Origin of the sequence: Labrenzia sp. R5_0 (assembly GCF_017743835.1) — a bacterium.
In the GTDB taxonomy this organism is placed as follows: Bacteria; Pseudomonadota; Alphaproteobacteria; order Rhizobiales; family Stappiaceae; genus Roseibium; species Roseibium algicola.
This window is the reverse complement of the sequence record NZ_JAGHRK010000001.1, coordinates 58449-81979: the sequence shown is the minus strand read 5'-3', so window position 1 is coordinate 81979 and position 23531 is coordinate 58449. Positions and strand designations below refer to the sequence as shown.

23 protein-coding genes are annotated in these 23531 nt (G+C 59.0%); 11 read left to right on the top strand and 12 right to left on the bottom strand.

All coding sequences use genetic code 11. The features are described from left to right. Positions 1–105: 105 nt before the first annotated feature. Positions 106–1218, top strand: coding sequence for a PA0069 family radical SAM protein (locus J7447_RS00405; protein WP_353653752.1), 1113 nt, complete (start codon positions 106–108; stop codon positions 1216–1218). 45 nt (positions 1219–1263) lie between these two features. Then, on the top strand, positions 1264–1914 hold the full coding sequence (locus J7447_RS00400; protein ID WP_209168440.1) for a ribonuclease HII: 651 nt from the start codon (positions 1264–1266) through the stop codon (positions 1912–1914). A 203-nt stretch (positions 1915–2117) separates the two neighbouring features. Here J7447_RS00400 and J7447_RS00395 read toward each other — a convergent pair whose 3' ends face one another. The 8 genes from J7447_RS00395 to J7447_RS00360 form a co-directional block, all read right to left on the bottom strand. Continuing rightward, positions 2118–2597: a F0F1 ATP synthase subunit B gene (locus J7447_RS00395; RefSeq protein WP_023001967.1), complete on the bottom strand. Its 480-nt coding sequence runs from the start codon at positions 2595–2597 to the stop codon at positions 2118–2120. Between the two features lie 10 nt (positions 2598–2607). After that, complete coding sequence (locus tag J7447_RS00390; RefSeq protein WP_023001968.1) at positions 2608–3168, bottom strand: F0F1 ATP synthase subunit B; 561 nt, start codon at positions 3166–3168, stop codon at positions 2608–2610. An 81-nt stretch (positions 3169–3249) separates the two neighbouring features. Beyond that, on the bottom strand, positions 3250–3474 hold the full coding sequence (locus J7447_RS00385; protein WP_006935776.1) for a F0F1 ATP synthase subunit C: 225 nt from the start codon (positions 3472–3474) through the stop codon (positions 3250–3252). A 70-nt stretch (positions 3475–3544) separates the two neighbouring features. Further along, positions 3545–4294 (bottom strand): F0F1 ATP synthase subunit A, encoded by a 750-nt coding sequence (locus tag J7447_RS00380; protein ID WP_023001969.1) that lies wholly within the window; start codon positions 4292–4294, stop codon positions 3545–3547. Positions 4295–4347: 53 nt separating this feature from the next. Then, the gene (locus J7447_RS00375; RefSeq protein ID WP_023001970.1) at positions 4348–4734 is read right to left on the bottom strand and encodes an AtpZ/AtpI family protein; all 387 of its coding nucleotides are present in this window, start codon (positions 4732–4734) and stop codon (positions 4348–4350) included. Positions 4735–4946: 212 nt separating this feature from the next. After that, positions 4947–8405, bottom strand: a complete 3459-nt coding sequence (gene smc, locus J7447_RS00370; RefSeq protein ID WP_209168439.1) for a chromosome segregation protein SMC — start codon at positions 8403–8405, stop codon at positions 4947–4949. 87 nt (positions 8406–8492) lie between these two features. Then, entirely contained in the window at positions 8493–9128 is a 636-nt protein-coding gene (locus J7447_RS00365) for a thioredoxin domain-containing protein (protein ID WP_023001972.1), read from the bottom strand. A gap of 364 nt (positions 9129–9492) precedes the next feature. Beyond that, positions 9493–10002, bottom strand: a complete 510-nt coding sequence (locus J7447_RS00360) for a DciA family protein (RefSeq protein ID WP_209168438.1) — start codon at positions 10000–10002, stop codon at positions 9493–9495. 224 nt (positions 10003–10226) lie between these two features. On the opposite strand from J7447_RS00360, the gene mutY reads away from it, so the two are divergent. From mutY to J7447_RS00340, 4 genes are all read left to right on the top strand, one after another. After that, a complete protein-coding gene (mutY, locus tag J7447_RS00355) occupies positions 10227–11306 on the top strand; it encodes an A/G-specific adenine glycosylase (RefSeq protein WP_209168437.1) in 1080 nt (359 codons plus the stop codon). Between the two features lie 83 nt (positions 11307–11389). Further along, positions 11390–11938 (top strand): 2OG-Fe(II) oxygenase, encoded by a 549-nt coding sequence (locus tag J7447_RS00350; RefSeq protein WP_023001975.1) that lies wholly within the window; start codon positions 11390–11392, stop codon positions 11936–11938. 209 nt (positions 11939–12147) lie between these two features. Continuing rightward, positions 12148–12633 (top strand): bacterioferritin, encoded by a 486-nt coding sequence (gene bfr / locus J7447_RS00345; RefSeq protein WP_023001976.1) that lies wholly within the window; start codon positions 12148–12150, stop codon positions 12631–12633. A gap of 83 nt (positions 12634–12716) precedes the next feature. After that, the gene (locus J7447_RS00340; RefSeq protein ID WP_075282289.1) at positions 12717–13823 is read left to right on the top strand and encodes a Gfo/Idh/MocA family oxidoreductase; all 1107 of its coding nucleotides are present in this window, start codon (positions 12717–12719) and stop codon (positions 13821–13823) included. A 225-nt stretch (positions 13824–14048) separates the two neighbouring features. On the opposite strand, the gene J7447_RS00335 is transcribed toward J7447_RS00340, so the two are convergent. Further along, positions 14049–15557 (bottom strand): AMP nucleosidase, encoded by a 1509-nt coding sequence (locus J7447_RS00335; protein ID WP_023001978.1) that lies wholly within the window; start codon positions 15555–15557, stop codon positions 14049–14051. 198 nt (positions 15558–15755) lie between these two features. On the opposite strand from J7447_RS00335, the gene J7447_RS00330 reads away from it, so the two are divergent. The 4 genes from J7447_RS00330 (at position 15756) to J7447_RS00315 (ending at position 19532) form a co-directional block, all read left to right on the top strand. Beyond that, entirely contained in the window at positions 15756–16556 is an 801-nt protein-coding gene (locus J7447_RS00330; RefSeq protein WP_023001979.1) for a transporter substrate-binding domain-containing protein, read from the top strand. 123 nt (positions 16557–16679) lie between these two features. Then, positions 16680–17486 carry an amino acid ABC transporter permease gene (locus J7447_RS00325; protein WP_077290712.1) on the top strand — a complete coding sequence of 269 codons (807 nt, stop codon included), beginning with the start codon at positions 16680–16682 and terminating at the stop codon, positions 17484–17486. 88 nt (positions 17487–17574) lie between these two features. After that, positions 17575–18261 carry a DNA-3-methyladenine glycosylase I gene (locus J7447_RS00320; protein WP_077290713.1) on the top strand — a complete coding sequence of 229 codons (687 nt, stop codon included), beginning with the start codon at positions 17575–17577 and terminating at the stop codon, positions 18259–18261. 131 nt (positions 18262–18392) lie between these two features. Continuing rightward, positions 18393–19532: a site-specific DNA-methyltransferase gene (locus tag J7447_RS00315; protein WP_023001982.1), complete on the top strand. Its 1140-nt coding sequence runs from the start codon at positions 18393–18395 to the stop codon at positions 19530–19532. Positions 19533–19640: 108 nt separating this feature from the next. On the opposite strand, the gene J7447_RS00310 is transcribed toward J7447_RS00315, so the two are convergent. The 3 genes from J7447_RS00310 to J7447_RS00300 are packed head-to-tail and all read right to left on the bottom strand — an operon-like array spanning position 19641 to position 22344. Continuing rightward, positions 19641–21446, bottom strand: a complete 1806-nt coding sequence (locus J7447_RS00310) for an EAL domain-containing protein (protein WP_209168436.1) — start codon at positions 21444–21446, stop codon at positions 19641–19643. Continuing rightward, on the bottom strand, positions 21443–22027 hold the full coding sequence (locus tag J7447_RS00305) for a heme NO-binding domain-containing protein (RefSeq protein ID WP_055657867.1): 585 nt from the start codon (positions 22025–22027) through the stop codon (positions 21443–21445). The genes J7447_RS00310 and J7447_RS00305 overlap by 4 nt, the downstream gene beginning before the upstream one ends. A 53-nt stretch (positions 22028–22080) precedes the next feature. After that, entirely contained in the window at positions 22081–22344 is a 264-nt protein-coding gene (locus J7447_RS00300; RefSeq protein WP_209168435.1) for a hypothetical protein, read from the bottom strand. Between the two features lie 107 nt (positions 22345–22451). On the opposite strand from J7447_RS00300, the gene J7447_RS00295 reads away from it, so the two are divergent. After that, on the top strand, positions 22452–23396 hold the full coding sequence (locus tag J7447_RS00295) for a helix-turn-helix domain-containing protein (protein ID WP_209168434.1): 945 nt from the start codon (positions 22452–22454) through the stop codon (positions 23394–23396). The last annotated feature ends 135 nt before the right edge of the window (positions 23397–23531 follow it).

The window sequence follows — 23531 nt, the reverse complement described above, 5'->3', positions numbered from 1 at the left end:
GGTGTAAACAGCATCTTGCGTCGCATTGGCGTCGTGATAATGTTCTTGTTATGTTCCATTTCGTAACCTGGACGTTCTCGCGTGCCCTTCAGTCCTCCCGATGAGATTTCACTACCAGCCGACGCAACCGGCCTTGTACCCGATGTTCGCTCCGTTGCCGAGCACAGGCGGCGGGGACGCGCGGCTGCGCTCAATGCCTCCGGCCGCTTCGAGAAATTAACTCGTGAATGTTTCGACGATGGCTGGGAAACGCTTGAAGACCTGCCGCCGCTGAAAACCCAGGTTCAGGAAGAGCGTGCGCGCACAATCATCACCCGAAACGAGTCGCCGGATATTTCCTTCGACCGCTCCATCAATCCCTACCGGGGCTGCGAACATGGATGTATCTACTGTTTTGCCAGACCGAGCCACGCGTTCATGGGGCTGTCTCCGGGCCTGGATTTCGAAACCAGGCTGTTTGCCAAACCCAATGCCGCACAGTTGCTTGAACGTGAACTTTCCCGCCCCGGTTATCAGCCGCGCGTGATCGCCATCGGCACGAACACTGATCCCTACCAGCCTATGGAACGCGGCTACAAGCTGATGCGTGAGATCCTGGAAGTGCTGGACAATTGCTCCCACCCGGTTGCGATCGTCACCAAGTCAGCCCTGGTCACGCGAGATATCGACATTCTGTCGAGGCTGGCAGAACGAAATCTGGTGAAGGTTGCCTTGTCGGTCACGACGCTCGACAAGAAACTCTGCCGGGCCATGGAGCCGCGTGCGTCTGCACCCCACAAAAGGCTTGAGGCCGTCCGGGCTCTCTCCGACGCGGGCATTCCCACGTCCGTAATGATGGCGCCTGTGATCCCAGCCCTGACAGACAGCGAAATTGAAAACGTTCTGGAAGCGGCAGCCGAGCATGGCGCGACGGAGGTTGCCTACATCCTTTTACGGCTTCCCCTGGAAGTGTCGGAACTCTTTCGGGACTGGTTGCTGCGAGAGCGTCCGGACCGCTACCGCCATGTGATGAACCTGATCCGCGCCATGCGCGGCGGCAAGGACTATGACGCGAAATGGGGTGAGCGCATGCGCGGCCGTGGTCCTTATGCCGACCAGATTGCCAAACGGTTTTCGCTGGGGGCAAAACGTCTTGGCCTCAATCTGCGTCGCCGAAAGCTCAACACCGAGGCCTTCGTCCAGCCGCAAAAAGGCGGTGTGCAATTGGACCTGTTTTGAAGCCAGATCTTGAGAAACTTGCTGCCGGACGGCAGGGTGCTGTTCATGACGTTCAGCCCTTCCCTCTTTGACCTTGCCTTTCCCGATAGCCCAGACCTTGCCATCGAGCGCAAGCACGCGAAATCCTTTGACGGTCGGCTCTGCGGCGTAGACGAAGCCGGTCGTGGCCCCTGGGCTGGGCCCGTGGTCACGGCCGCGGTTATCCTGGATTACGACCGGGTACCGGTTGGCCTCAATGATTCCAAGAAACTGACCGAAGCCCGGCGCGAAGAGCTTTTCGAGCAGATTGTTGCTACAGCCCATGTCTCGCTCGCCAGCGCTTCACCGGCAACGATCGATGCTATCAATATTCGCACCGCAACCCTTTCGGCCATGGTGCGCGCCGTCAATCACCTGCCACTTGTTCCCGACTACGTTCTTGTCGACGGCCGCGATGTGCCGCATGGGCTGAATCAGGCCGGACAGGCATTGATCAAGGGCGATGGCCGCTGCCTGTGCGTTGCGGCTGCCTCTATCGTTGCGAAGGTGACAAGAGACCGGATGATGGTCCACCTCGACGCCAGTTTTCCGGACTACGGGTTTGCCCAGCACAAGGGGTATGGCGTGCCGCAGCACCAGGCAGCGCTGGAACGCCATGGGCCAACCGTTCATCATCGCCTCAGTTTCAAGCCGGTCAGGCTGGCTGCAGGGTCTTGAGGTTCCAGACATAACGGGTTGGGTTTAGACGGCAGGAAATACGCTGCAAGTCAGCGACACTCCTCTGCTTTCGGGCACGTCAACACCAACCAGCAATGGCGTTCGCTGCCGATTAGTGCCAAGTAGCGAGCGAATTGCTTGCCGCAACAAAAAAGCGGCCCCGAAAGGCCGCTTCTTCAATTCGTCAGCAGAGTGGACCGAACTTAGTTCAGCCGCTCCTTCACCTGCTCAATGCTCTTGGCGAGGATGTCGTCGGCGACTTTATCCTTCACCTTCGCTGCAAGGATTTCCTCGGCAGCGGCAACGGCAATGTCAGCGGCCTTGGCACGGACTTCAGCGACTGCCTGGCTTTCAGCCTGTGCAATCTTGTCTTCCGCAGCCTTGGTACGGCGAGCAATCATTTCTTCCAGAGCCTGGCTGGTTTCGAGCGTCAGGCGCTCGGCTTCCGAGTTGGCTTCTGCGATGATGGCTTCCGCTTCGCTTTCGGCTTCATGACGCTTGCGCTGATACTCGGACAAAAGAGCCTGGGCTTCTTCACGCATCTTGCGTGCGTCTTCCAGTTCCTTGCGGATGGTTTCTGCGCGTTCGTCCAGTGAACCGTTGATCTTGGCCGGAACCTTGACGTAGAAAATCACGACGAAGAACAGGATAAGACCGATCAGGGCCCAAAATGTAGCATCCATGACGGTCTCCTCAGTTCATCGCCGACTTGAGCGCCTTGGTCAGGTCGGTCTTGGTCGGAGCTTTGCCCATCAGCTGCTCAACGAGCGCTGAAGCGGTTTCTCCGGCAATATCCCCGATCTGAGAAAGGGCATCGGTCTTGGTTGCAGCGATCTGTGCTTCAGCCGCTTTCAGCTTCCCGTTCAGCTCGGCTTCCGCCTTTTCGCGGCGAGCTTCATGATCAGCCTTGAGCTTGGTCCGCGTCTCATGGGCAATGCCATGAGCCTTGTTGCGGGCCTCGGCCAGCGCCTGCTCGTAAGCTGCGATCGCAGCGTCGGTTTCTTCCTGCAGCCGGTTGGCTTCGGAAATGTCACCGGCGATACGGTCCCTGCGGTCTTCCAGAATGCCTGCGATCCGCGGAACGGCCACATTCTTCATGATCCAGTAGAACACGCCGAACGTGATCGCGAGCCACAAGAGCTGGGAGGCGAATGTGGTGCTGTCAAAAGGCGGGAAACCCGCGCCATGCTCTGCGGCCGGCACTTCTATGGCTTCGTGCATGCCTTCTGTGGTCGAGTGAGTTTGGCCTGCCATTTCCAGTCTCCTAAATCCGGCTGGGCGGCGCTAGAGAGCGCCGCCACCGGAGTCGCATCGATAGTCGCTAAGGTTTAGCGATTAAGCGAACAGGAGGATCAGAGCCACCAGCAGGGAGAAGATGCCCAGAGCTTCCGTCACGGCGAAGCCGAAGATCAGACGGCCGAACTGGCCATCAGCAGCGGACGGGTTGCGCAGAGCGCCTGCGAGGTAGTTACCGAAAATGTTGCCTAGGCCGATGCCTGCGCCGCCCATGCCCAGGCATGCGATACCGGCACCGATGTATTTTGCTGCTTCTGCTTCCATGACACGTGCTCCTAAATGGTGTTTGCAGATTGCTCACTCGCGGCGCAATGGCCGTGTGATTGGGTTACCCTCAGTGTGAAGGATGAATGGCGTCGTTCAGGTACATGCAGGTCAGAACGGTGAAGACGTATGCCTGCAGGAACGCGACCAGGAATTCCAGAGCCGTCAGGGCAACCGTCATTCCGAGAGGGAGAATGGATCCGAAGATACCGACCGCACCCATCGCGCTAAGGCTGACGATGAATCCGGAGAACACTTTCAGCGTGATGTGACCGGCGAGCATGTTCGCGAAAAGACGAACAGACAGGCTGATCGGGCGCGAAAGGAACGAGATCACCTCGATCAGCGTCACGAGCGGGATCAGTGCACCGGGCACGCCGCTGGGGACGAAGAGCTTGAGGAACTTCATGCCGTTTTTCATGAAGCCGTAAATGATCACGGTGAGGATCACCAGCATCGCCAGGGCGAAGGTCACGATGATGTGGCTGGTGATGGTAAAGAAGTACGGGAACATCCCGAACAGATTGGCAACCAGAACGAACATGAAGAGCGAGAACACGAGAGGGAAGAAGCGCATCCCTTCCGTTCCTGCTGAACTTCGCAATGTTCCGGCAACAAACTCATACGCCATTTCCGAAATCGACTGCAGGCGGGTCGGAACGAGTCCGCGGCCGCTGGTCGAGAAAATCAGGAATGCAGACGTCGCCGCCACGGTCAAAACCATGAACAACGAAGAGTTGGTAAAAGAGAAATCCATGCCCCCGACTTCAATCGGGAATAGCGTCTGGATATGGAACTGATGGATCGGATCGTTCGCCACCGGCCAGCCTTCTTCGTTCGTTCATATCAATGCGCCAGAAGGCGCGACAAATTCTATTTCGATCTGTCGTTCTGAACGTCTTTTTCGCGCTGGACCTTGGCATCCGGCTGCTCGACGACACCGGCCGCGCGCAGAACGTTCAAGACCCCGGCCACGAAACCCAGCAACAGAAAGACAATCAGCCCGAAAGGCGACGTCCCAAGCCACTGGTCGGCAACCCAACCAATCCCGGCCCCCACCAGCACGCCGGCGATAAACTCCGAAGAGAGTTTCATTGCCTGCGCGTATCCGGATGAGCTGCTTTGAGACTTCCGAGCGGTCTTTTCTTCAACCACCCTTATGTCATCAAGCTTCCGGTTCAATTGAGCCCGCCGTTCCGACAGACCTGCTTCCGGGGAACCAACCGCCCGATCCTTGTTATCGCCGTTTTGCGAAGACATGTTCTTAAGTCCTCAGCTTGCGCCGACATGCTTGATCCGACAACTGGGGAGCCCCCTAAGCCGCGCGCACCATAGTCGGCACCTCATGCCGTGTCAAGAAGCCTGCACTAAACTCTATCCATTTGAAAAATAAAGATCTTTTCTGTTTTTGCAGAATCAGCCAGACCTAAGTTGCATAAGGTTTTCGCGGCAGTGCCGCACCAGACGCAATCTTAGCCAGTTTCGCGGAATCGCTCTGCCGTCTCCAGATCGACCGAAACAAGCTGGGAAACCCCGCGCTCGGCCATCGTCACGCCGAAGAGACGGTTCATGCGCGCCATGGTGATCGGATTGTGCGTGATCACCACAAATCTGGTTTCCGTGCTCTTGGCCATCTCGTCCAGGAGATCGCAGTAACGCTCCACGTTCGCGTCATCCAGCGGCGCATCGACCTCGTCGAGCACGCAGATCGGCGCAGGGTTGGTCAGGAACACCGCGAAAATCAGGGACATGGCCGTGAGCGCCTGCTCACCACCCGACAGCAGCGTCATGGTCTGTGGCTTCTTGCCGGGAGGGCGCGCGATGATTTCCAGCCCCGCATCCAGCGGATCATCGGAATCGACCAGCTGGAGTTCGGCCGTGCCGCCACCAAAAAGATGAGTGAACAAGCGCTGGAAATGACCGTTGACGATCTCGAAGGAGGCGAGCAGACGTTCGCGCGCCTCGCGGTTGAGATTCGAAATCCCTGTTCGCAGACGGCGAATCGCCTCGATCAGGTCGTCGCGCTCCGAGGTCAGCGTGGTCTTCTGATCGTCGATTTCGAGCAACTCTTCTTCCGCTCGCAGGTTGACGCCGCCAAGCCGTTCGCGCTCCGCCTTCAACCGTTCCAGCTTGCGCTCCATGGAATCGGGATCCGGCAGCGGTGCGCCGTCCTTCAGACCCGCGATTTCCGGCAATGCCGTCACCGGAACCTCCAGATCCTCGTCGATCCGCCGTTCCAGGTTCTGCTTGCGGTCGCGGGCGGCTTCCAGCCGTTCCTCGGCGCGAATCTTCTCTTCTCGTGCGCCTGCCATCGCTTCCATCGCGGCCTTGGCTGCACGGTCGACGTCGGCAAGATCCAGTTCCGCCTGCTGAAGCTGATCGTCGCGCGCCTTCTTTTCCTCTTCTGCCTTGGCAATGGCGGAAAACACGTCGCGGCGCTTGATTTCGATGTCTTCGGGCGCCTCGATCAGCTCGGCCCGCTCTTCTTCCGCTTCTTCACGCCGTTCCTGCAAAATGGAAATCTGCTGGGCGGCATTGGCAGCACGGGTCTTCCAGCCGTCATATTCCCGGGCGATGGCTTCAAGCCGCCGGTCGCGCATCTGCTGTTCGCGGGCAAGACCCTCTGCCACGGCCCTTGCTTCGGCCAGGGCGCCGCGTGCGGCCGCGACCTGCCCCTGCAATTCTTCGATGCTTTCGCGATAGCTGGTTCCGTCTGGCGCTTCTTCCAGGCGTTCTTCGGCCTCTGCCAGCTGTTCACGTGCCAGCTCGGCCTCTTCACCAAGACGCTGTGCCCGGTCCTGCGCAGCTTCCAGCTTGGCGGCGAACTGGGAAACGGCCCTTTCCGCCGCAGCCAGGGCTTCGCGCGCCGCGGCTGCCTGACGCTGGCCGTCACGAACCTTGCCTCTGGCCATCTGTTCAAGTTCAACGGCCTGCCGAACCCTCGTTGCGGCACCTTCCAGTGCCTGCTGACGATCCTCAAGCTCGCGCCGGGCCTGCTCGATTTCATCTCCGAGTTCAGCAAGGCGGTTCTTCTGCGCCAGGCGCTGTGCCGCCGGTGTCGGCGCATTGGCCGCGATTACGAATCCATCCCAGCGCCACAGGTCGCCTTCCACGGAAACCAGACATTGCCCCGGTTTCAGGGTCGTGCGCAGGCCTGGTCCGTCGGTCTGGTCGACAAGGCCGATCTGGCGCAGGCGGCGGCTCAGCTCGACAGGGGCTTCAACCACCTCGGCCAGACTGCGGGCTCCTGCCGGCAAGGCTGGATCGCCATCATGAGAGAGGACACCACCCCAGCGAACAGCAGCAGCTTCTTCAAGTGAGGCATCAAGGTCTTCACCAAGTGCCGCCCCCAGAGCCGTTTCGAAGCCCTGCTCCACCTGGATCTGCTCGACAACCGGCGTGTGATCCTGTTCGGAGTGAACATTCAGCACCTGCTCCAGCGTCCGTGCCTCTGTCTCGAGGCCCTGCAACATCTGGCGGGCATCACCAACGGGTCCACGTGCGGACTGCTCCTGTTCGCGCGCTTCGCGGGTCGCGGTTTCGGCTTCTTCCGCGGCAGCTTCCGCCTCCAGAAGAGATTCCTCGGCCATCTCCAGTGCTTCCCGGTTCTCGGAAACGCCGTCCTGTTCGGCCATGCGTTCGTTGATTTCCTGAAGAGCCTTCTGAGCGTCCTGCGCCTGAGCGAACAACCGGTCCGAGCGCTGGCGGCTTTCCGCGACTGCCCGCTCCAACTGGCGGCGTTCGGCGGTTGCACGCGCTTCGGCCGCGGTCAGGTCGGACAACTGGTTTTCCAGCGTTCCCACGGCCTCTTCGGCCTCGGCCACCTTTTCACGAGCGCTTTCGGTGCGCTCCTGCACCATCTCGTTTTCTTCCAGTAGCTCTGCGCGTTCTTCCGACAAGCGCTCCAGAACCTCGTCGTTCTCGGACACCATGGACTGTTCGCGCCGGATATCTTCCGCCAGCTGCACCAGGCGGCGCTCCAGATCCTGAAGCTTTTCCTTTACCCGCCGTTCTTCCGCGTCCAGTTCGTTGCGGGCGATCACCAGCCGCTGCAAGGCGGCGCCCGCCCTGGCCGCATCCTCGCGCAGTTCCGGCAGCTTGTGAGCGGCGATAGCCTGGATGCGGGCGCTTTCCGCCTGCAGACCCGTGGCTTCGTTCACCTGCTTCTGGGCTTCGGCAAAATGGCTTTCGGCTGTTCCCAGCGCATCGCGCGCCTCGGTCCAGCGAATGTAAAGGATCGAGGCTTCAGCCCCGCGGATTTCAGACGACAGGTTACGATAGCGCGAAGCCTGGCGCGACTGGCGGCGCAGATTGTCGAGCTGGCTGTCGATCTGAACGAGGACATCCTCCAGCCGCTCCAGGTTCTGCTCTGCGGCGCGAAGGCGAATTTCCGCCTCATGCCGGCGCGAATGCAGACCGGAGATACCGGCGGCTTCTTCCAGGATCTGCCTGCGGGAAGTCGGTTTGGCGGCAATCAGCTCGCCAATCTGCCCCTGGCGCACCATGGCAGGTGACCTGGCGCCTGTGGATGCGTCGGCAAAAAGAAGCTGCACGTCACGCGCACGCACATCCTTGGCGTTGATCTTGTAGTTGGAGCCCTGCTCGCGTTCGATACGGCGGCTGACTTCAAGCGCATCGGCATCATTGAAAGCGGCAGGTGCCGTACGGTCCTGGTTTTCCAGGTAGAGCGTCACTTCCGCGGTGTTGCGCGCCGGGCGGTTCAGGCTGCCGGAAAAGATGACGTCGTCCATGCCGGACGCACGCATGTTCTTGTAGGAGTTTTCGCCCATCACCCAGCGAAGAGCCTCGACAAGATTGGACTTGCCGCAGCCATTCGGCCCGACCACACCGGTCAGGCCGTTGCCGATGATGAACTCCATCGGTTCGACGAAGGATTTGAAACCGACAATGCGGAGTTTGGAAAATTTCATTGGCGCCCGTGCCTCCTGGACACGGACACCTGAAGATCACGGGCTTGATCGGCGCATACCGAAAAGACCGGCGGACAGACCGCCAGTCTAGAGGTTTGCGTCAATAAGTTTGCCCATCTCTTCAATCGAAAGCGCCCCCGAGTGCTTTTCGCCATTGATGAAGAACGTCGGGGTGGAGTTCACGCCAAACTCGTTTGCACCGCGGTTTTTCACCGCATCGATGGCGTCGAGCAGACCCTGGTTCCCCAAGCATTCCTCAAAGGACTCTTTTGTAAAACCTATCTGCTTGGAAAAGTCGAGCATGGATTGGTACGGATTGTCGGTAAACGCCCAGGTCCGCTGCTGTTCGAACATGATGTCCACAATCTCGAAATATTTGTCCGCAGGAGCGCAGCGGGCGAGCATGAACGCGCCGGCCGCAACCGGATCCAGCGGGAATTCGCGGAAAATGAAGCGAACCTTGCCGGTATCGATGTAATCGGCCTTCAGGGCCGGATAGGTACGCTCATGGAAATTGGCGCAATGTCCGCAGGTCATGGATGCGTATTCCACAATCGTGACCGGCGCGTTTTCGTCGCCAAGGATCTTGTCGCCCAGCGGGCCGGGTTTGACCAACTCGTCCTGGTCGACGGCCTGCGCAAGAGCCAAGCTCGAACCGGCAAGGCAGAATGCAGCCGTCGCCAGGGCAGTGGTTTTGAGAAACTGTCTACGGGTCTGGGTCACGAAGATCGTCCTGTCACATTAATCAAGCGCTGCACCGGCCGGTGCGTGGATCGAAGCACATCCTGTCGGATATCCTGGCCGATCGGGTTAATTGATACCGGGCCACCCTATTTGCGTTCAGCTGAATGCAGGATGAACCAGCTTGCCGCTTTCTGTGCCCTCTCGGGCAGGCGGCGTCAACAAAGCTTATCAAATGTGGCAGGAGCGAGGACGGTCAAAGGCTATTAAATACTGGCATCCACCCTTGACCCGCCGACACCAACACAAGGGAAATCCTGAGTTCTTCGATATCATGCCAAAGCCGGCGGCACGTTTGCCAATGCCGGTTTCACAGAGTTGTTATTGGAAGAAGCAATGTGGACCGTCAGGCCGCATCTTCTGCGCCGCGGGCAATAACCTGGGCGCCAAGCTTCCTGAGCGCCTGCCGCAGGCGGTCGTTCTCCACCCCCTCCAGCCGTGCTTCGAGCTGCTGTTCCTCGGTTTGCGTCAAGTCGCGCAAGGGCTTCTTGCGCACGGGCTGCTTCACCAGAACCGGCTTCTGCAGGATCTTGATGCGGCCGATGGCCCGCCAGCCATAGAAAGTATTGATACGCTCGATCACCTGGGCACTGTCATGAGACAGGATCAAGGCTGTCGCCCCGTCCGTGTGCACCACCAGTGTCGCCGGTTCCGGCGGGTTTTCCGGATCGCCGCGTTCAGGCTGCCGCGGCCAGATCAGCCTGTCCGGCTGCACGCGCGTGCCGTAACGCTCGCCGACAATATCGGCCCAGGAGGCAATGATATCGACGGACGCAAATCCACGCTTCCGGCAAACAGGCGTCATCGCCTTGCCGACAAGATCGGCCAGCGATTTCACCCCCTTCGAGGCGTGCACGGGATTTGCCTTTGTAGCGCTAATAGCCTACCTCCTCATCCAGATGTAAGGTGCGGCGATTTGCCGGCCGTTTTCCGGATTGGGGTGTTGTGTCTCAATAGAATACGACAAAATGACGACGAATACTTTCCCCAACCTCACCGCACTGCCTTTATCAGCCAAGTTGTCCCCAGGCTATCCAAGGCTTGCTGCTTCATATCAACACCACTTGTTCTGCTGATCTCATGGCGTCTGCTTCCCCTTCCCGACTGCTTCTCGACTGGTACGACCGTCATGCCCGGCGCCTGCCCTGGCGGGTTTCCCCGGAAGACCGCCTACTGGGCGAAGTCCCCGATCCCTACCGGATCTGGCTGTCCGAAGTCATGCTTCAGCAAACGACCGTTGCCGCCGTCAAAGACTATTTCACGAAGTTTACGCGAAGCTGGCCAACCGTAACCGATCTTGCCGCCGCGGCTGAAGAAGACGTCATGAAAGCCTGGGCGGGACTTGGCTATTACTCGCGGGCGCGCAATTTGAAAAAATGCGCAGAAACCGTTGCCCGTGATCACGACGGCCGCTTTCCGGAAGACGAAGACGCATTGCTGAAGCTTCCGGGCATCGGCCCCTATACGGCTGCCGCCATCGCAACCATCGCGTTTGACCGGCACGCAGCAGTGGTCGACGGCAACGTGGAGCGGGTGCTGACACGACTTTTCCAGATCGAAACACCGCTTCCGGACGCCAAACCAGAAATAAAGGCGAAAATGGCTGGCCTGACACCGGACCAAAGGCCCGGTGACTTCGCGCAAGCTGTGATGGACCTTGGCGCAACCATCTGCACGCCCAGACGTCCGGCCTGCGCGCTTTGCCCGTGGCGCTCTATCTGCAAGGTGCAATCCTCAAGACTTGCCGAAACACTGCCGCGCAAAGCACCCAAGAAGGAAAAACCCACCCGTTTTGGAGCTGCATTCGTGGCTGTCGATACGGCGACGGGGGCCGTACTGTTGCGCCGCCGCCCACCAAGAGGCCTTCTTGGCGGGATGAGCGAAGTGCCGGGGACCGAATGGGCAGAGGATTTCTCCCCAGAAGCAGCTCCAGACTTCGCACCGTTTCCAGCGGATTGGCGGCAGCGCCCGGTGGAAGTGAAACACACCTTCACCCATTTCCATTTGCGGCTCACCGTCTATCGGGCCGACCTCACGGCAGACACCACTCCACTGCTTGACGGTGGCTGGTGGTCGGCCCCGGAAGTCATCGAAACCGAAGCACTTCCCACGGTTATGAAGAAGGCTCTTGCCGCTGCGTTCGAAAGCCCCCGGAAATAGTTCTTTCCCGGCTCAAGAAAACAGTTGCAGTTTGTCCGGTTTGGATGTTGAACAGCGCACCCAATCCTTGGATCTGAGCCTCGATGTTCACCTATTCCTATGACGCACTCTTCTCTCAAAAGGACTGCGATGAAATCATCCGCCTGAGCCGGGCCGAAGCTCAGGATACGGGCGGCCTCGTCGGGGGCAAGCAGCAGGGTGACATCCGCCGGGCCAGAATCAGCTGGCTTGATGACGAAGGCGATGCGGGATGGGTTTTGAACCGCGTTATGACAGCCGTTGCAAAGGCCAACCGCGAAGCTTTCGATTTCGACATCACCGAGTTTCGGGAGAAACTCCAGGTCGCCATCTACGACGAAAGTGAAGAAGGCCATTACGACTGGCATTCCGATGTCGGCGAAGGCCCGATCGCGCAGTTCCGCAAGGCAACCATCGTCACCCAGCTTTCCCCTTCACAGGACTATGAAGGTGGCGCGCTGGAAATCAGCCTTGGACACAAGGTGATGGCCGCATCGCGTGAACAGGGCTGCGCAACTCTGTTTGCCAGTTTCATGTTGCACAGGGTCGTACCCGTGACCAAGGGCACCCGCTACTCCCTGACCTGCTGGAGCCACGGCCCCCGCTTTCGGTGAGATCTGAGCGGGGACAGGTGTCTACGGCTCCGAAGCTTGCTCTCCACTCCCGGAAAAACGTCAAAGCGCATGTGATCGGTTTCAATTCGCTGTTTCGGGGTGTAACCAGTGGAAGTTACACTTCCGTGCGCAATGGACCCTTGCGCCTGCCGTGAATTACTCTAGAATAATTCTAAACAAAGACCGGTTTGCAATAAGGAGGCTCTGCCGTGAAAGGGAATGAAAAAGTCATTGAGTGCCTGAACGAAGCTCTGTTTCTGGAGCTCGGCGCCATCAATCAGTACTGGCTTCACTACCGCCTCCTGAGCGACTGGGGCTTTGCGCGCCTTGCCAAGAAGGAACGTGAAGAATCCATCGAGGAAATGCAGCATGCCGACAAGCTGGTCGACCGCATCATCTTCCTGGAAGGCCATCCGAACATGCAGAAGGTCGCACCGCTGCGCATCGGCCAGAACATCAAGGAAGTGCTGGAATCAGACCTTGCCGGCGAATATGACGCCCGCACGGCCTATGCCAAGTCCCGCGATGTCTGCCGCGAAGAAGGCGACTATGTTTCCATGCAGCTTTTCGAAGAGCTGTTGTCCGACGAGGAAGGCCATATTGACTTCCTGGAAACCCAGATCGACCTTCTGGAAAAGATCGGTGTCGAGCGCTACGGCATGTTGAATGCCGCACCAGCCGACGAAGCCGAGTAGTCGCAAGCGGCCATTTCATTGGTTAAGTTGAAGCCGGTGCAGGTCTGCACCGGCTTTTTCATTGCAATTGGAGGTGCGAAACCATGACGGAAATCCGGATCGGGCTGATCGGAACAGGCTATATGGGCAAGGCCCATGCTGTTGCCCTGAAATCAGTGGCGTCGGTTTTCGACACAGGCCTGCGCCCGATTTGTGAGACGATCTGTGCAACAACGCTGGAAGGCGCCCGGGAAAAGGCCCGTGCTTTCGGGTTCAACCGGGCGACGGACGACTGGCGCACTGTCGTTGCCGATCCGGCGATCGATGCGGTTGTGATTGCCTCGCCCCAGTCGACCCACATGGATATCGCAATTGCCGCCTTTGAAAACGGCAAGGCTGTCTTTTGCGAAAAGCCGCTTGCCAGCCACGCCGAAGATTGCCGCAGGATGATGGCGGCCGCAGAAGCCTCCGGCCTGCCGAACATGACCGGCTTCAATTACATTCGCACTCCTGCAAGCCAATTTGCCCATGACCTTGTCCAGTCAGGCCGGATTGGTCAGATCCACTATATTCGCGCTGAACACACCGAGGATTTTCTGTCAGATCCGCAAACGCCGTCGCACTGGCGTACCAAGGACATAAGCAATGGATGCATGGGCGATCTCGCCCCTCACATCATCAACGCCGCCCTGCGCCTTGCCGGGCCTATCTCCAGCGTTAGTGCGGATATTCAGACCGTCCACTCCGAACGTCCGGGCGCAAACGGGCCGGAGGCGGTCACCAATGACGACCAGGCCCATCTCATGTGCCGCTTTCAAAACGGTGCGATGGGTCATCTCTTCATCAGCCGTGTCGCCACCGGCCGGAAGATGGGTTACGCCTACGAGATATACGGTGACAAAGGTTCGATCCGCTTCGACCAGGAAGACCAGAATGCGCTCTGGCTTTACCTTGCCGAAGGGCCGGAGGCGGAACGCGGCTTCCGCAAGATCCTGACCGGACCGGCACATCCCGATTACCTGCCCTTCTGTCAGGGCCCCGGTCACGGAACCGGTTATCAGGACCAGATCATCATCGAGATGCGGGACTTCCTGAAGGCCATCGAAACCGGAACACCTGTCTGGCCGACCTTCCGGGACGGGCTGGAGGTGCAACTGGTCACGGAAGCTGCCTGGAAATCGTCGAAGACCGGTACGTGGGCGACGGTTTGACGGACGGGGTGGCTGGGGGCGAGCGTTGTTCTCCAGGGTGTTTCCCCGGACGAGCGCAGCGCAGATCCGGGGCCTACTCGCAAGTCAGCTTGCCAAAGCAGGAGGTTCTGCCAACCCCTTGCCGCGCCAGGTCATTTCTCTGGAAATCAGTAGGCCCTGGGTCTCGCTTTGCTCGCCCGGGGCGACACTCATAAGTCGGGAAACTCCCTGTCCACACAGGAAACTTTACTGGAACGCTGTCTCGGCAAAGCTGCGGAGCTTGCGGGAATGCAGGCGTTCTGCCGTCATGTCTCGCATCTTCTCCATTGCCCTGATGCCGATCTGGAGATGCTGGGCGACCTGGCGCTTGTAGAAGTCGGTCGCCATGCCCGGCAGTTTCAATTCGCCATGGAGCGGCTTGTCCGAAATGCACAGCAGCGTGCCGTAAGGCACCCGGAAGCGGAAGCCGTTGGCCGCGATGGTTGCCGATTCCATATCGAGCGCGATGGCACGGGACTGGGAGAACCGCTTGACCAGTTCCGGCTGGTCCCAGAGTTCCCAGTTTCGGTTGTCGAGCGATACGACGGTTCCTGTGCGCATGACACGTTTCAGTTCATACCCATCGATGCCGGTGATTTCGGCAACCGCGTCTTCCAGTGCCACCTGCACTTCGGCGAGCGGCGGGATCGGCACCCAGATCGGCAGATCCTGGTCGAGCACATTGTCCTCGCGCACATAGCCATGGGCCAGCACATAATCGCCAAGCGTCTGGCTGTTCCTGAGGCCGGCACAGTGACCGAGCATCAGCCAGACATGGGGCCGCAGCACCGCGATATGGTCGGTGATGGTTTTGGCGTTGGACGGCCCGACGCCGATGTTGACCATGGTGATGCCACTGCCGTCAGCCCGCTTCAGGTGATACGCCGGCATCTGGGGTAGTTTTGTCAGCTCTTCGCCATCCGGCTGTGTCTGCCCTGCCTCCAGCACCACGTTGCCGGGGGAAACAAAAGCCTCGTAGCCACTGTCCGGCTGCAACAGCAGCGCCTTGGACATGCGGCAGAACTCGTCGATGTAGAACTGGTAGTTCGTGAAAAGCACGTAGTTCTGGAAATGCTCGGCCTTTGTCGCGGTATAGTGCTGCAGCCGGTGCAGGGAATAGTCGACGCGCGGCGCCGTGAAGGATGCCAGCGGCATCACCCCGTCGGCCGGATCGTAAGTGCCGTTGGCGATGGAATCGTCCATCACCGTCAGGTCGGGAAGATCGAACATGTCAGCGAGGGGGCGGTCGAGATTTGCTGCTGCAGCGCCGCCTTCCACATGCGTTCCGTCATAGAAAGCGAAGTGCAGCGGGATCGGCATGTCGCTGTCGCCGACCTGGATCGGCACGTCATGGTTCTTCATCAGCAGCGAAAGCTGCGACACTAGATAGTTACGGAACAGATCCGGGCGGGTAATCGTGGAGGCGTGGGTGCCAGGGCGGGAGACGAACCCATAAGACAGGCGGCTGTCGAGGCGGACGTGGCTGTCGGTCACGATACGGACCTGCGGATAGAACGCGCGTACGCGGCCGTCGATTTCCTTGCCCTCCAGAAGGTCCTGAAAATGCTGGCGCAGAAAGGCGGTGTTGGATTCAAAAATTTCGATCAAACGGTCGACTGCCTTGTTGGCGTCGGTAAAGACCTCAAGCGGATGCGATGGCGCATGCCGAACCCTGCGGGCGGCTTGATGAAAAACGTTTTTGGTTGAGTTGGACATAAACCGTCTCCTTATTGTTGTTATGGGCTCACAGTCCCGCTAACGCTTGCCTTGGTCAATAGATCTAGCATCGGATTTTGAATTTTTTTTCGCAGAGAGAAAATTTCTGCACACGCCCCTCAACGATGCATTTGAGCAGGCTTTCCCAAACCGTGGCAAGCGGCTAAAGTCCGGCTAACTTTTGACCAGGAGTTTCCCATGAAAAAAACCGTTCTGACCCTTGCGGTCGCCGTTTCCTCCCTGATTGGCGCAGGCGTCTCCGCCCTTGCCGACAATCTGCCGGATCTCGGTGGCCGGGACATTGTCATTGCTTCGGAAAACACCTACCCACCGCTGCAGTTCGTCGACCCCAAGTCTGGCGAGGCAATCGGCTGGGAATATGATGCGGTTGCAGAAATCGCCAAGCGGCTGAACCTGAACGTCACCTTTCAGAACACCAGCTGGGATGCGATGATCCCTGCCATCTCCGCCGGCGAATACGACATGGCGATGAACGGCATCACCATTCGCGCCGACAGGGCCGAGCAGGTCGACTTTTCGGAGCCCTACATGCGGTCCGAAATGTTCATGCTGGTGCGCGCCGATGAAGACCGGTTTACCGATGCAAAGGGCTTTGCTTCCAACACGGACTTCCTGGCCGGTGCTCAACCGGGCACCACCCCCTTCTACGTCACTGTTTATGAAGTGCTGGATGGCGATGAAGCCAACCCGCGCATCAAGCTGTTCGAAACCTTTGGTGCCGCTGTCCAGGCGCTCAAGGCGGGCGACGTCGATCTGGTCCTGACAGACAGCACCGGCGGCCAGGGCTATGTCGCGACCAATCCGGACACCTTCAAGCTGATCGGCGATCCGATGGGCTCGGAAGACTTCGGCTTCATTTTCCCGAAAGGCTCCGACCTGATCGAACCGATCAATGCGGCTGTCGCCAGCATGCGCACAGACGGCACGCTGGATGCACTGAACAAGAAGTGGTTCTTCGACTATAAAGTCGCCCAGTAAGGCCATCCTCCGCCCCTGCGCGGCTGGACTTTCCACTCCATGGCCGGTATCCGGGCTTTTGGCCCCGATGCCGGCCATTTTCGTTTGAACTGCCGTTAACAAAGCTGGAGCCGAGACCAACCCATGTTCCGCAACAAGACACCGTCCGGCGCCCCCAAGGAAGACTTTCCCTATTGGCTTGTTGCTGCCGCCGGCATTGCGGTTTTCCTGTTGTTCCAGATTGCGACCGACGACATCTATTCGCAGGTCATGTCGACGGTCTCGCGTGGTATCGGACTGACGGTCTTCGTCACGCTTGTCGCCTTCTTCTGCGCCTCCCTGATCGGGCTCCTGCTGGCGCTTGCCTCCCTGTCCGGATCAATCGTCTTGCGGCAGATGGCCCGGTTCTACGTCGAGATCGTGCGCGGCATGCCGATCATCGTGCTTCTGCTCTATATCGCCTTCGTCGCGACGCCGCTGTTCATTGCCGGGGTCAACGCCATTGTGGAACCTCTGGGTCTGGATCCGTTGCGCACGCGGGATTTCCCTCTGCTCTGGCGCGCCGTTCTCGCGCTGACCATCGGCTATTCGGCCTTCATCGCCGAGGTCTTTCGGGCAGGCATCCAGGCGGTCGACAAGGGACAGATCGAGGCCGCCGAAGCACTCGGCATGAACGGTTGGCTTCGCTTCCGCCTGATCATCTTCCCGCAGGCCCTGAAGACCATCCTGCCGCCCCTCGGCAATGATTTCGTCGCCCTGATCAAGGACAGCTCGCTGGTCTCGGTTCTGGGTGTCGCGGATATCACCCAGCTGGGCAAGGTCTACGCTGCCGGCTCCTTCCGGTACTTCGAGACCTACAATGTCGTTGCGCTGATCTACCTGATGATGACGATCACGCTTTCGCTGGCCCTGCGCAAATTTGAACGGGCAAAGCAGATCCAGGAGCGCTAAGGTTTTCGCCTGACCACGCCTTTCTTCCTCCCTCATCCTGAGGAGGGGGTGCAGGGGGAACGGCGTCTGCAGCGAGACGGAGACCCGCATGCGTTCCTTTGAAGAAATAGAAGCACTGGCCGCGGAGAAGAAAGGCGGACCGGCAGCACTCAATGCTCTTTTGGCAGAGCATAATGCGCCCAGGACTGCGGAAGAGCTGGAGAAGGTCGGAGACGATCGCTGGCTGGCCATGTTCACCAAGTGCGTGTTCCAGGCCGGTTTCAGCTGGAAGGTGATCGACCAGAAGTGGCCGGGTTTCGAGGAAGCCTTCGAGGGGTTCGACGTTCCCCGCCTCGCCTTTCTCCCTGACGAGGCCTTTGAAGCGCTGCTCGGCGACAAACGCATCGTCCGCAACGGTGCCAAGATCCGATCTGTTCAGGAAAACGCGATTTTCCTCAAGGACCTAGCGACCGAACACGGCAGCGCAGCCGGTTTTTTCGCGCATTATCCCGTCAACGACCAGATCGGCCTGATGGAGCTGCTCAAGAAGCGCGGCAGCCGGCTTGGTGGCAACACAGGGCAAATCGCCTTGCGCTTCATGGGCAAGGAAAGTTTCGTCCTCTCCGGCGATGTGGTTAACGCCCTGATCCGCGAAAATGTCATCGAGAAGGACGCGATGTCGAAAAAAAATCTTACCGCGATTCAGGCCGCCTTTAACGAATGGAAAGCAACTTCCGGTCGTCCCCTGAACGAAATCAGCAGAATTCTGGCCTTTTCGGTCGGGACAAGTCATTAACTTCTCATTCAGCTTTTACGATTGTAAACAAAGCCTTGATTCAAAGGGAATTTTTGTTCCATCAGCTTAACTGCTGATTTACCAAACCCGGTAACCATGACACTCGAAATTGCGTGAGGTATTGCGTCGCAATGAGTGTACTGCGTACCGGGGTGTCCTTCGCGGCACCCCGCCTATCAAATGAACCGGAAGCTGGTGCTTCCTGGCTGAACACGATCCTGAAGGGCGACTGCGTTGCCGCCCTTGAGAAACTGCCGTCCCGGTCTGTTGACCTGGTCTTCGCGGATCCGCCCTACAACCTTCAGTTGGGTGGCGATCTGCACAGGCCGGATCAGTCAAAGGTGGATGCCTGTGACGACCATTGGGACCAGTTCGAAAGTTTCGAAGCCTATGACGCTTTCACCCGGGCCTGGCTTCTGGCCGTCCGGCGGGTGATGAAGGCGGATGGCTCGCTGTATGTGATCGGCTCCTATCACAACATCTTCCGCGTCGGCGCGATCCTGCAGGATCTCGGCTTCTGGATCATGAATGACATCGTCTGGCTGAAGTCCAACCCGATGCCGAACTTCCGCGGCAAACGGTTCACCAATGCCCACGAGACCATGATCTGGGCGGTCAAATCGAAAGATGCGAAGCCGACCTTCAATTACGATGCGCTGAAGACCTTCAACGAGGATCTTCAGATGCGCTCCGACTGGCACCTGCCGCTGTGTACCGGTACCGAGAGGCTGAAGGGCAAGGACGGGCAGAAGGTGCATCCGACCCAGAAACCGGAGGCTCTGCTCTACCGCGTACTGACGGCCTCCTCCAAACCGGGAGATGTCGTGCTCGACCCGTTCTTCGGGACGGGCACCACCGGGGCTGTCGCCAAGAAACTTGGCCGCCACTATGTCGGTGTGGAGCGTGAGCAGGACTATATCGACGCGGCCACGGCTCGTATCGAGGCCATCGAGCCTGGCGATGCCGCATCGCTGGAAATGCAGCAGGGCAAGCGGGCGCTGAAACGCATCCCGTTCGGCACGCTTCTGGAAAGCGGTCTGCTGCAGCCGGGGACGGAACTCAGCTGCCCGAAAGGCAAGCATCTTGCCATCGTGCGCGCCGACGGCTCGCTCAAGTCCGGCGATCATACCGGCTCGATCCACAAGGTCGGTGCTCTGGTACAGGGTCAGGAGGCCTGCAACGGCTGGACCTTCTGGCACATCAACGAGGGCGGCAAGACGTCGCCAATCGACGATCTCCGCAAGGAAATCAGATCCCGCCTGCAGGCATAAGCAGGCACTCCAAAGAGAGACTTCGCGTTCCCCGCGAGATCGACTTAGCCCCGTTTCCCAGAAAAGGAGACGGGGTTTTCTTTATGGAACACGGGAACGGTACCTCGATCAGGCGCTTTTGTATTTCACGTCCGGCGCCCAGACATCCAGCCATTGCAGGATCTCGTCGGCACCGATGGGCGGCGAAAAATAGAAACCCTGGAATAGACGGCAGCCACAGTTTTTCAGGAACTCCAGCTCCTCGCGGGTTTCAACGCCTTCCGCCAGAACGTCCAGCCCCATGTTCTTGGCCATTGCCAGCATGGCGCCGGCAATTCTCTGCATCTTCGGGTTCCTGTCGAGCCCGGAAACGAACGAACGGTCGATCTTAAGCGTCGCGACCGGTGTTTCGATCAAGGTTGCGATGGAGGAATGTCCGGTGCCGAAGTCATCGAGGGCCAGGGCGAAACCTGCCTGTTCCAGGTTACGGCACTGGGCAATCAGCTCCTGATCCGACTGATCGAAAAGGATCGATTCCAGCAGCTCCAGCTGAATGTCCCCGGGCTTCAGGCCGGCCGCGGCAAGTTCGGCATGCAAGATCGCGACAAATTCCACCGACCTGAGGTTCGATGCCGTCACGTTCAACGAGAGCTTGCCTATGTCCCTGCCGGCGGATTTCCAGGCAACAAAATGGGTGAACGCCTTACAACGCACCTGCCGGTCGATTTCGGACATGATGTTTGCCCTGGTCGCCGTTTCCAGGAAACGGGCCGGTGGCAAAACCCCTTGTTCTGCCGTCTCCCAGCGCGCGACCACCTCCAGGCCGCACACCCGACCCGTGACGATATCGATCTGCGGCTGAAAATAGGGAACGAACTGGCTGCGTTTCAGACTTTCTTCGATCTGTGAGACCAACCTGCTCGTCTCCTCGTGCCGCCGGATCATCTCCTTTGACAGCAATTTGACGGACGACCGGGTGACCTTGGCATCGTAAAGCGCGATATCGGAATTCGCGATCAGCCTGTCGGCGTTCTGCACTTCGCCGGGATGAAACAGAACCACGCCTATGCTCGCGCTGACCTGGCAGCTGTGCCCGTTGTAGCGGATCGGCATGGCGATCGCATTCAAGAGGCGCAGCGCCATGGCATAGAGGCTTTCCTTGTCCGGAGGCTCAGCCAGGAACAGGGCAAACTCATCACCGCCAAGCCGTGCAGGAAGGTCGTTCGGACCGCATATTGCCGACAACGCCTCGGCCGTCTGCATCAGGATCATGTCGCCCGCGGTATGGCCGAAGTTGTCGTTGACCGACTTGAATTCGTCGAGGTCGATGTGAAGGAGCGCAAACACGTGCCCGGTGTCGGGCAGCTGCAACGCCTCTTCCAGACGCCGGTGCAGTGCCCCTCTGTTGGCAATCTCCGTCAGCGGATCCTGTGAGGCCTTCTTTTCCGCTTCGATCTTCGCCGCCTTCAATGCGGTTGCCATCTTCTGGCTGTCCTCCAGAAGCGTACGCTGCGCTTCGAAGGAGTAGAAGAGATCGATGGAGAAGTCGTTCGGTTTGAAGTCGGTTTCCGTCAACCCGAAACGTTCCACGACCTGCGACAGGTGAAGACCGAAGGACAGGTCCAGAAACACCGTGTCCTCGTCCGCAGCAGCAAGGGCGAAACCGCGAAACTGTATAGGCTCGCCATCCTGCGGACATGCTGAAAGGACCAGTTTCGTGCCGAGCCTTTCGCGAACACAGGCCATGGATCTGACGTTACGCGGCCGCTCAACCGTGAAGACGTCGAACAAGTTCGCTCCCGACGCTTCCGGCCCGAGGATCCGTTCAAGGGTCGGGCCCAGTCCACTGATCCGGCCGCAATTGTCCAGAACAACATGCATGGGAAAAAGCATGTCGATGGCCTTGCAGGTCAGATCGAGTTTGGATGCTGTCAAATTCCGGCCTCGGGTCTCATGGGCTTGAGTGCAGTGTCGAGGATCCGGATTTCAAAAATGTCGTGATCCGCCTGTTCCGATTTCACCGCGACCTGGTTGACCTCGATGCTCTCACCGGTCTCCTTGGCGAGACCATGCAGAAGTCCGATGACCATCGGCGCCAGTCCGTCACGATCGGAATAGTAGTGCAGAATGCAGGATCCATCTTCCTTCTGGTCGACCTCGAAGGACGGCGGCTTCAGATGTGGCATCGACAGCAGGATCCGGTCGTGCATGTCATCGAGCCCCTTCAACTGCTCGATGAAGGAATTGCCGGCAAGGCGCATCAGATTGCCGAAATGCGAGGCGCCTGCGTATTCGACCCAGTATTTTCCGAAGATGCTCAGGACGTCCGATGCAGGCAGGCCGGTAAAGCTGCAGATGGCACCGACGAGCTTGTAGGTGATGGCATCGTCATAACTCGACATTCTTTCGAATTCGAGTTCCTCCAGGCCCGCGGTTTCGCAAATGCTTTGCCAGGCCTCGGGTCCGTGGTTGTCCAGAATGAAGGTGCGAATGCCTTCGTTCACCATTCCATACATGCAGACTCCTCCAGAGTTAGCATTGTGAGTATACGAATTTGCTTACGTCAGCATTAATCAGTTCCAGACATATGTCTGTTTTTAACTGCCATTACTGACAAACAATCACTACTTCCGCGCGAGTTTTCCGATTTAATTACCCAACGTTTCTTTTTCTCCAGATAACCCATTGAGAAAAACAACAATGAATACCTGAAACTCTTGCCGGAAGAAGGCGCATCGTTTGAGGTACCGGAAAGGCAATGCCAACCTTCGTGTCCAGCTCGGCCGCGTCTTCGGTTCGGCCCCTTGCCGGACAGACGGCTTGCAATCGCCATGCAATCCCTCCATCCTCCGCGATCAATCGAGCGTTCATGGGAGGAACGATCCGACGGTTTGAAACCGGCGCAAAAGGCCGGAAGACCCGAGGTCGGCGGTCGCATCAATGAAGGACCATGTCGAGACAGTTCTGCGAACCGTGCAATCGGGATCGGCGCCTGCGCTGTCCCGGATTGCCGCCTCGTGGCGCAGATCGATCGACAAGCACGGCCTAGACCCTGCCGCCCACAAGGCGCCCCAGCGCATGGGGGACGACCAGCTTTACCAGCGACGGCAAGAGACAGGCGCCTTCCTGAAAATCGCCACGCCGAAACTGGACCAGTTATTCGGCCTGGTCGGTCAGTCCGGCTGCACGGTTCTGCTGACCGACGCGGAAGGCGTCGTGCTCGACCAGCGTTGCATGAGCGCCGATGCGGACATCTTTCAGGACTGGGGTCTCAGCCAGGGCACCGACTGGAGCGAAGCCGCCGTCGGCACAAACGGCATAGGCACCTGCCTTGCCGAGGAACGCAATCTGATCGTCCACCGGCAAGAACATTTCCTGGCTCGCAATGTCGGCATGAGCTGCATGGACGCGCCTATCTATGGTCCGGACGGCAGGCTGGCCGGTGCACTCGATGTGTCTTCTGCCCGTTCCGACCAGACGGAAACCTTCAACCGGCTGATCGCAGCAATGGTCTCGCAGACTGCAAGACAGATCGAGATCGAAACCTTCCGCGCCGCTTTTCCTGCCGCCCGTATCATCGTCGCCGACGGGGAAACCACCGATACCGCAATGCTGCTTGCCGTCGACGCCGACGACATCGTTCTCGGGGCAACGCGCGCTGCCAGGAAGGCCTTCGGGCTTGGTGCAAGCGGCCCTCTGAAGCCCCTGCCCGCTTCCGATCTGCTTGGCCGCGAGGATGGCCCCAGCGGCTTTGAGAAGGCCGAAAGGGCTGCCGTCATTCGTGCACTGGCGCGGGCCGGCGGCAACGTTTCCGAAGCCGCGCGCGCGCTCGGCATCGGCCGGGCAACCCTTTACCGGCGAATGAAACGGCTGAACATAGACTGATATCCCGGCTGACCTGTCTCAGAACTGAGACACATGCCGGACACAGGCATCTGCCCCCTCCTACCACAGCGCAAGCTCCTCCGGCACAGTCCACCCATTCCCGGTGGAGGACCGGGACCTTCGGCCCGTCGCAGC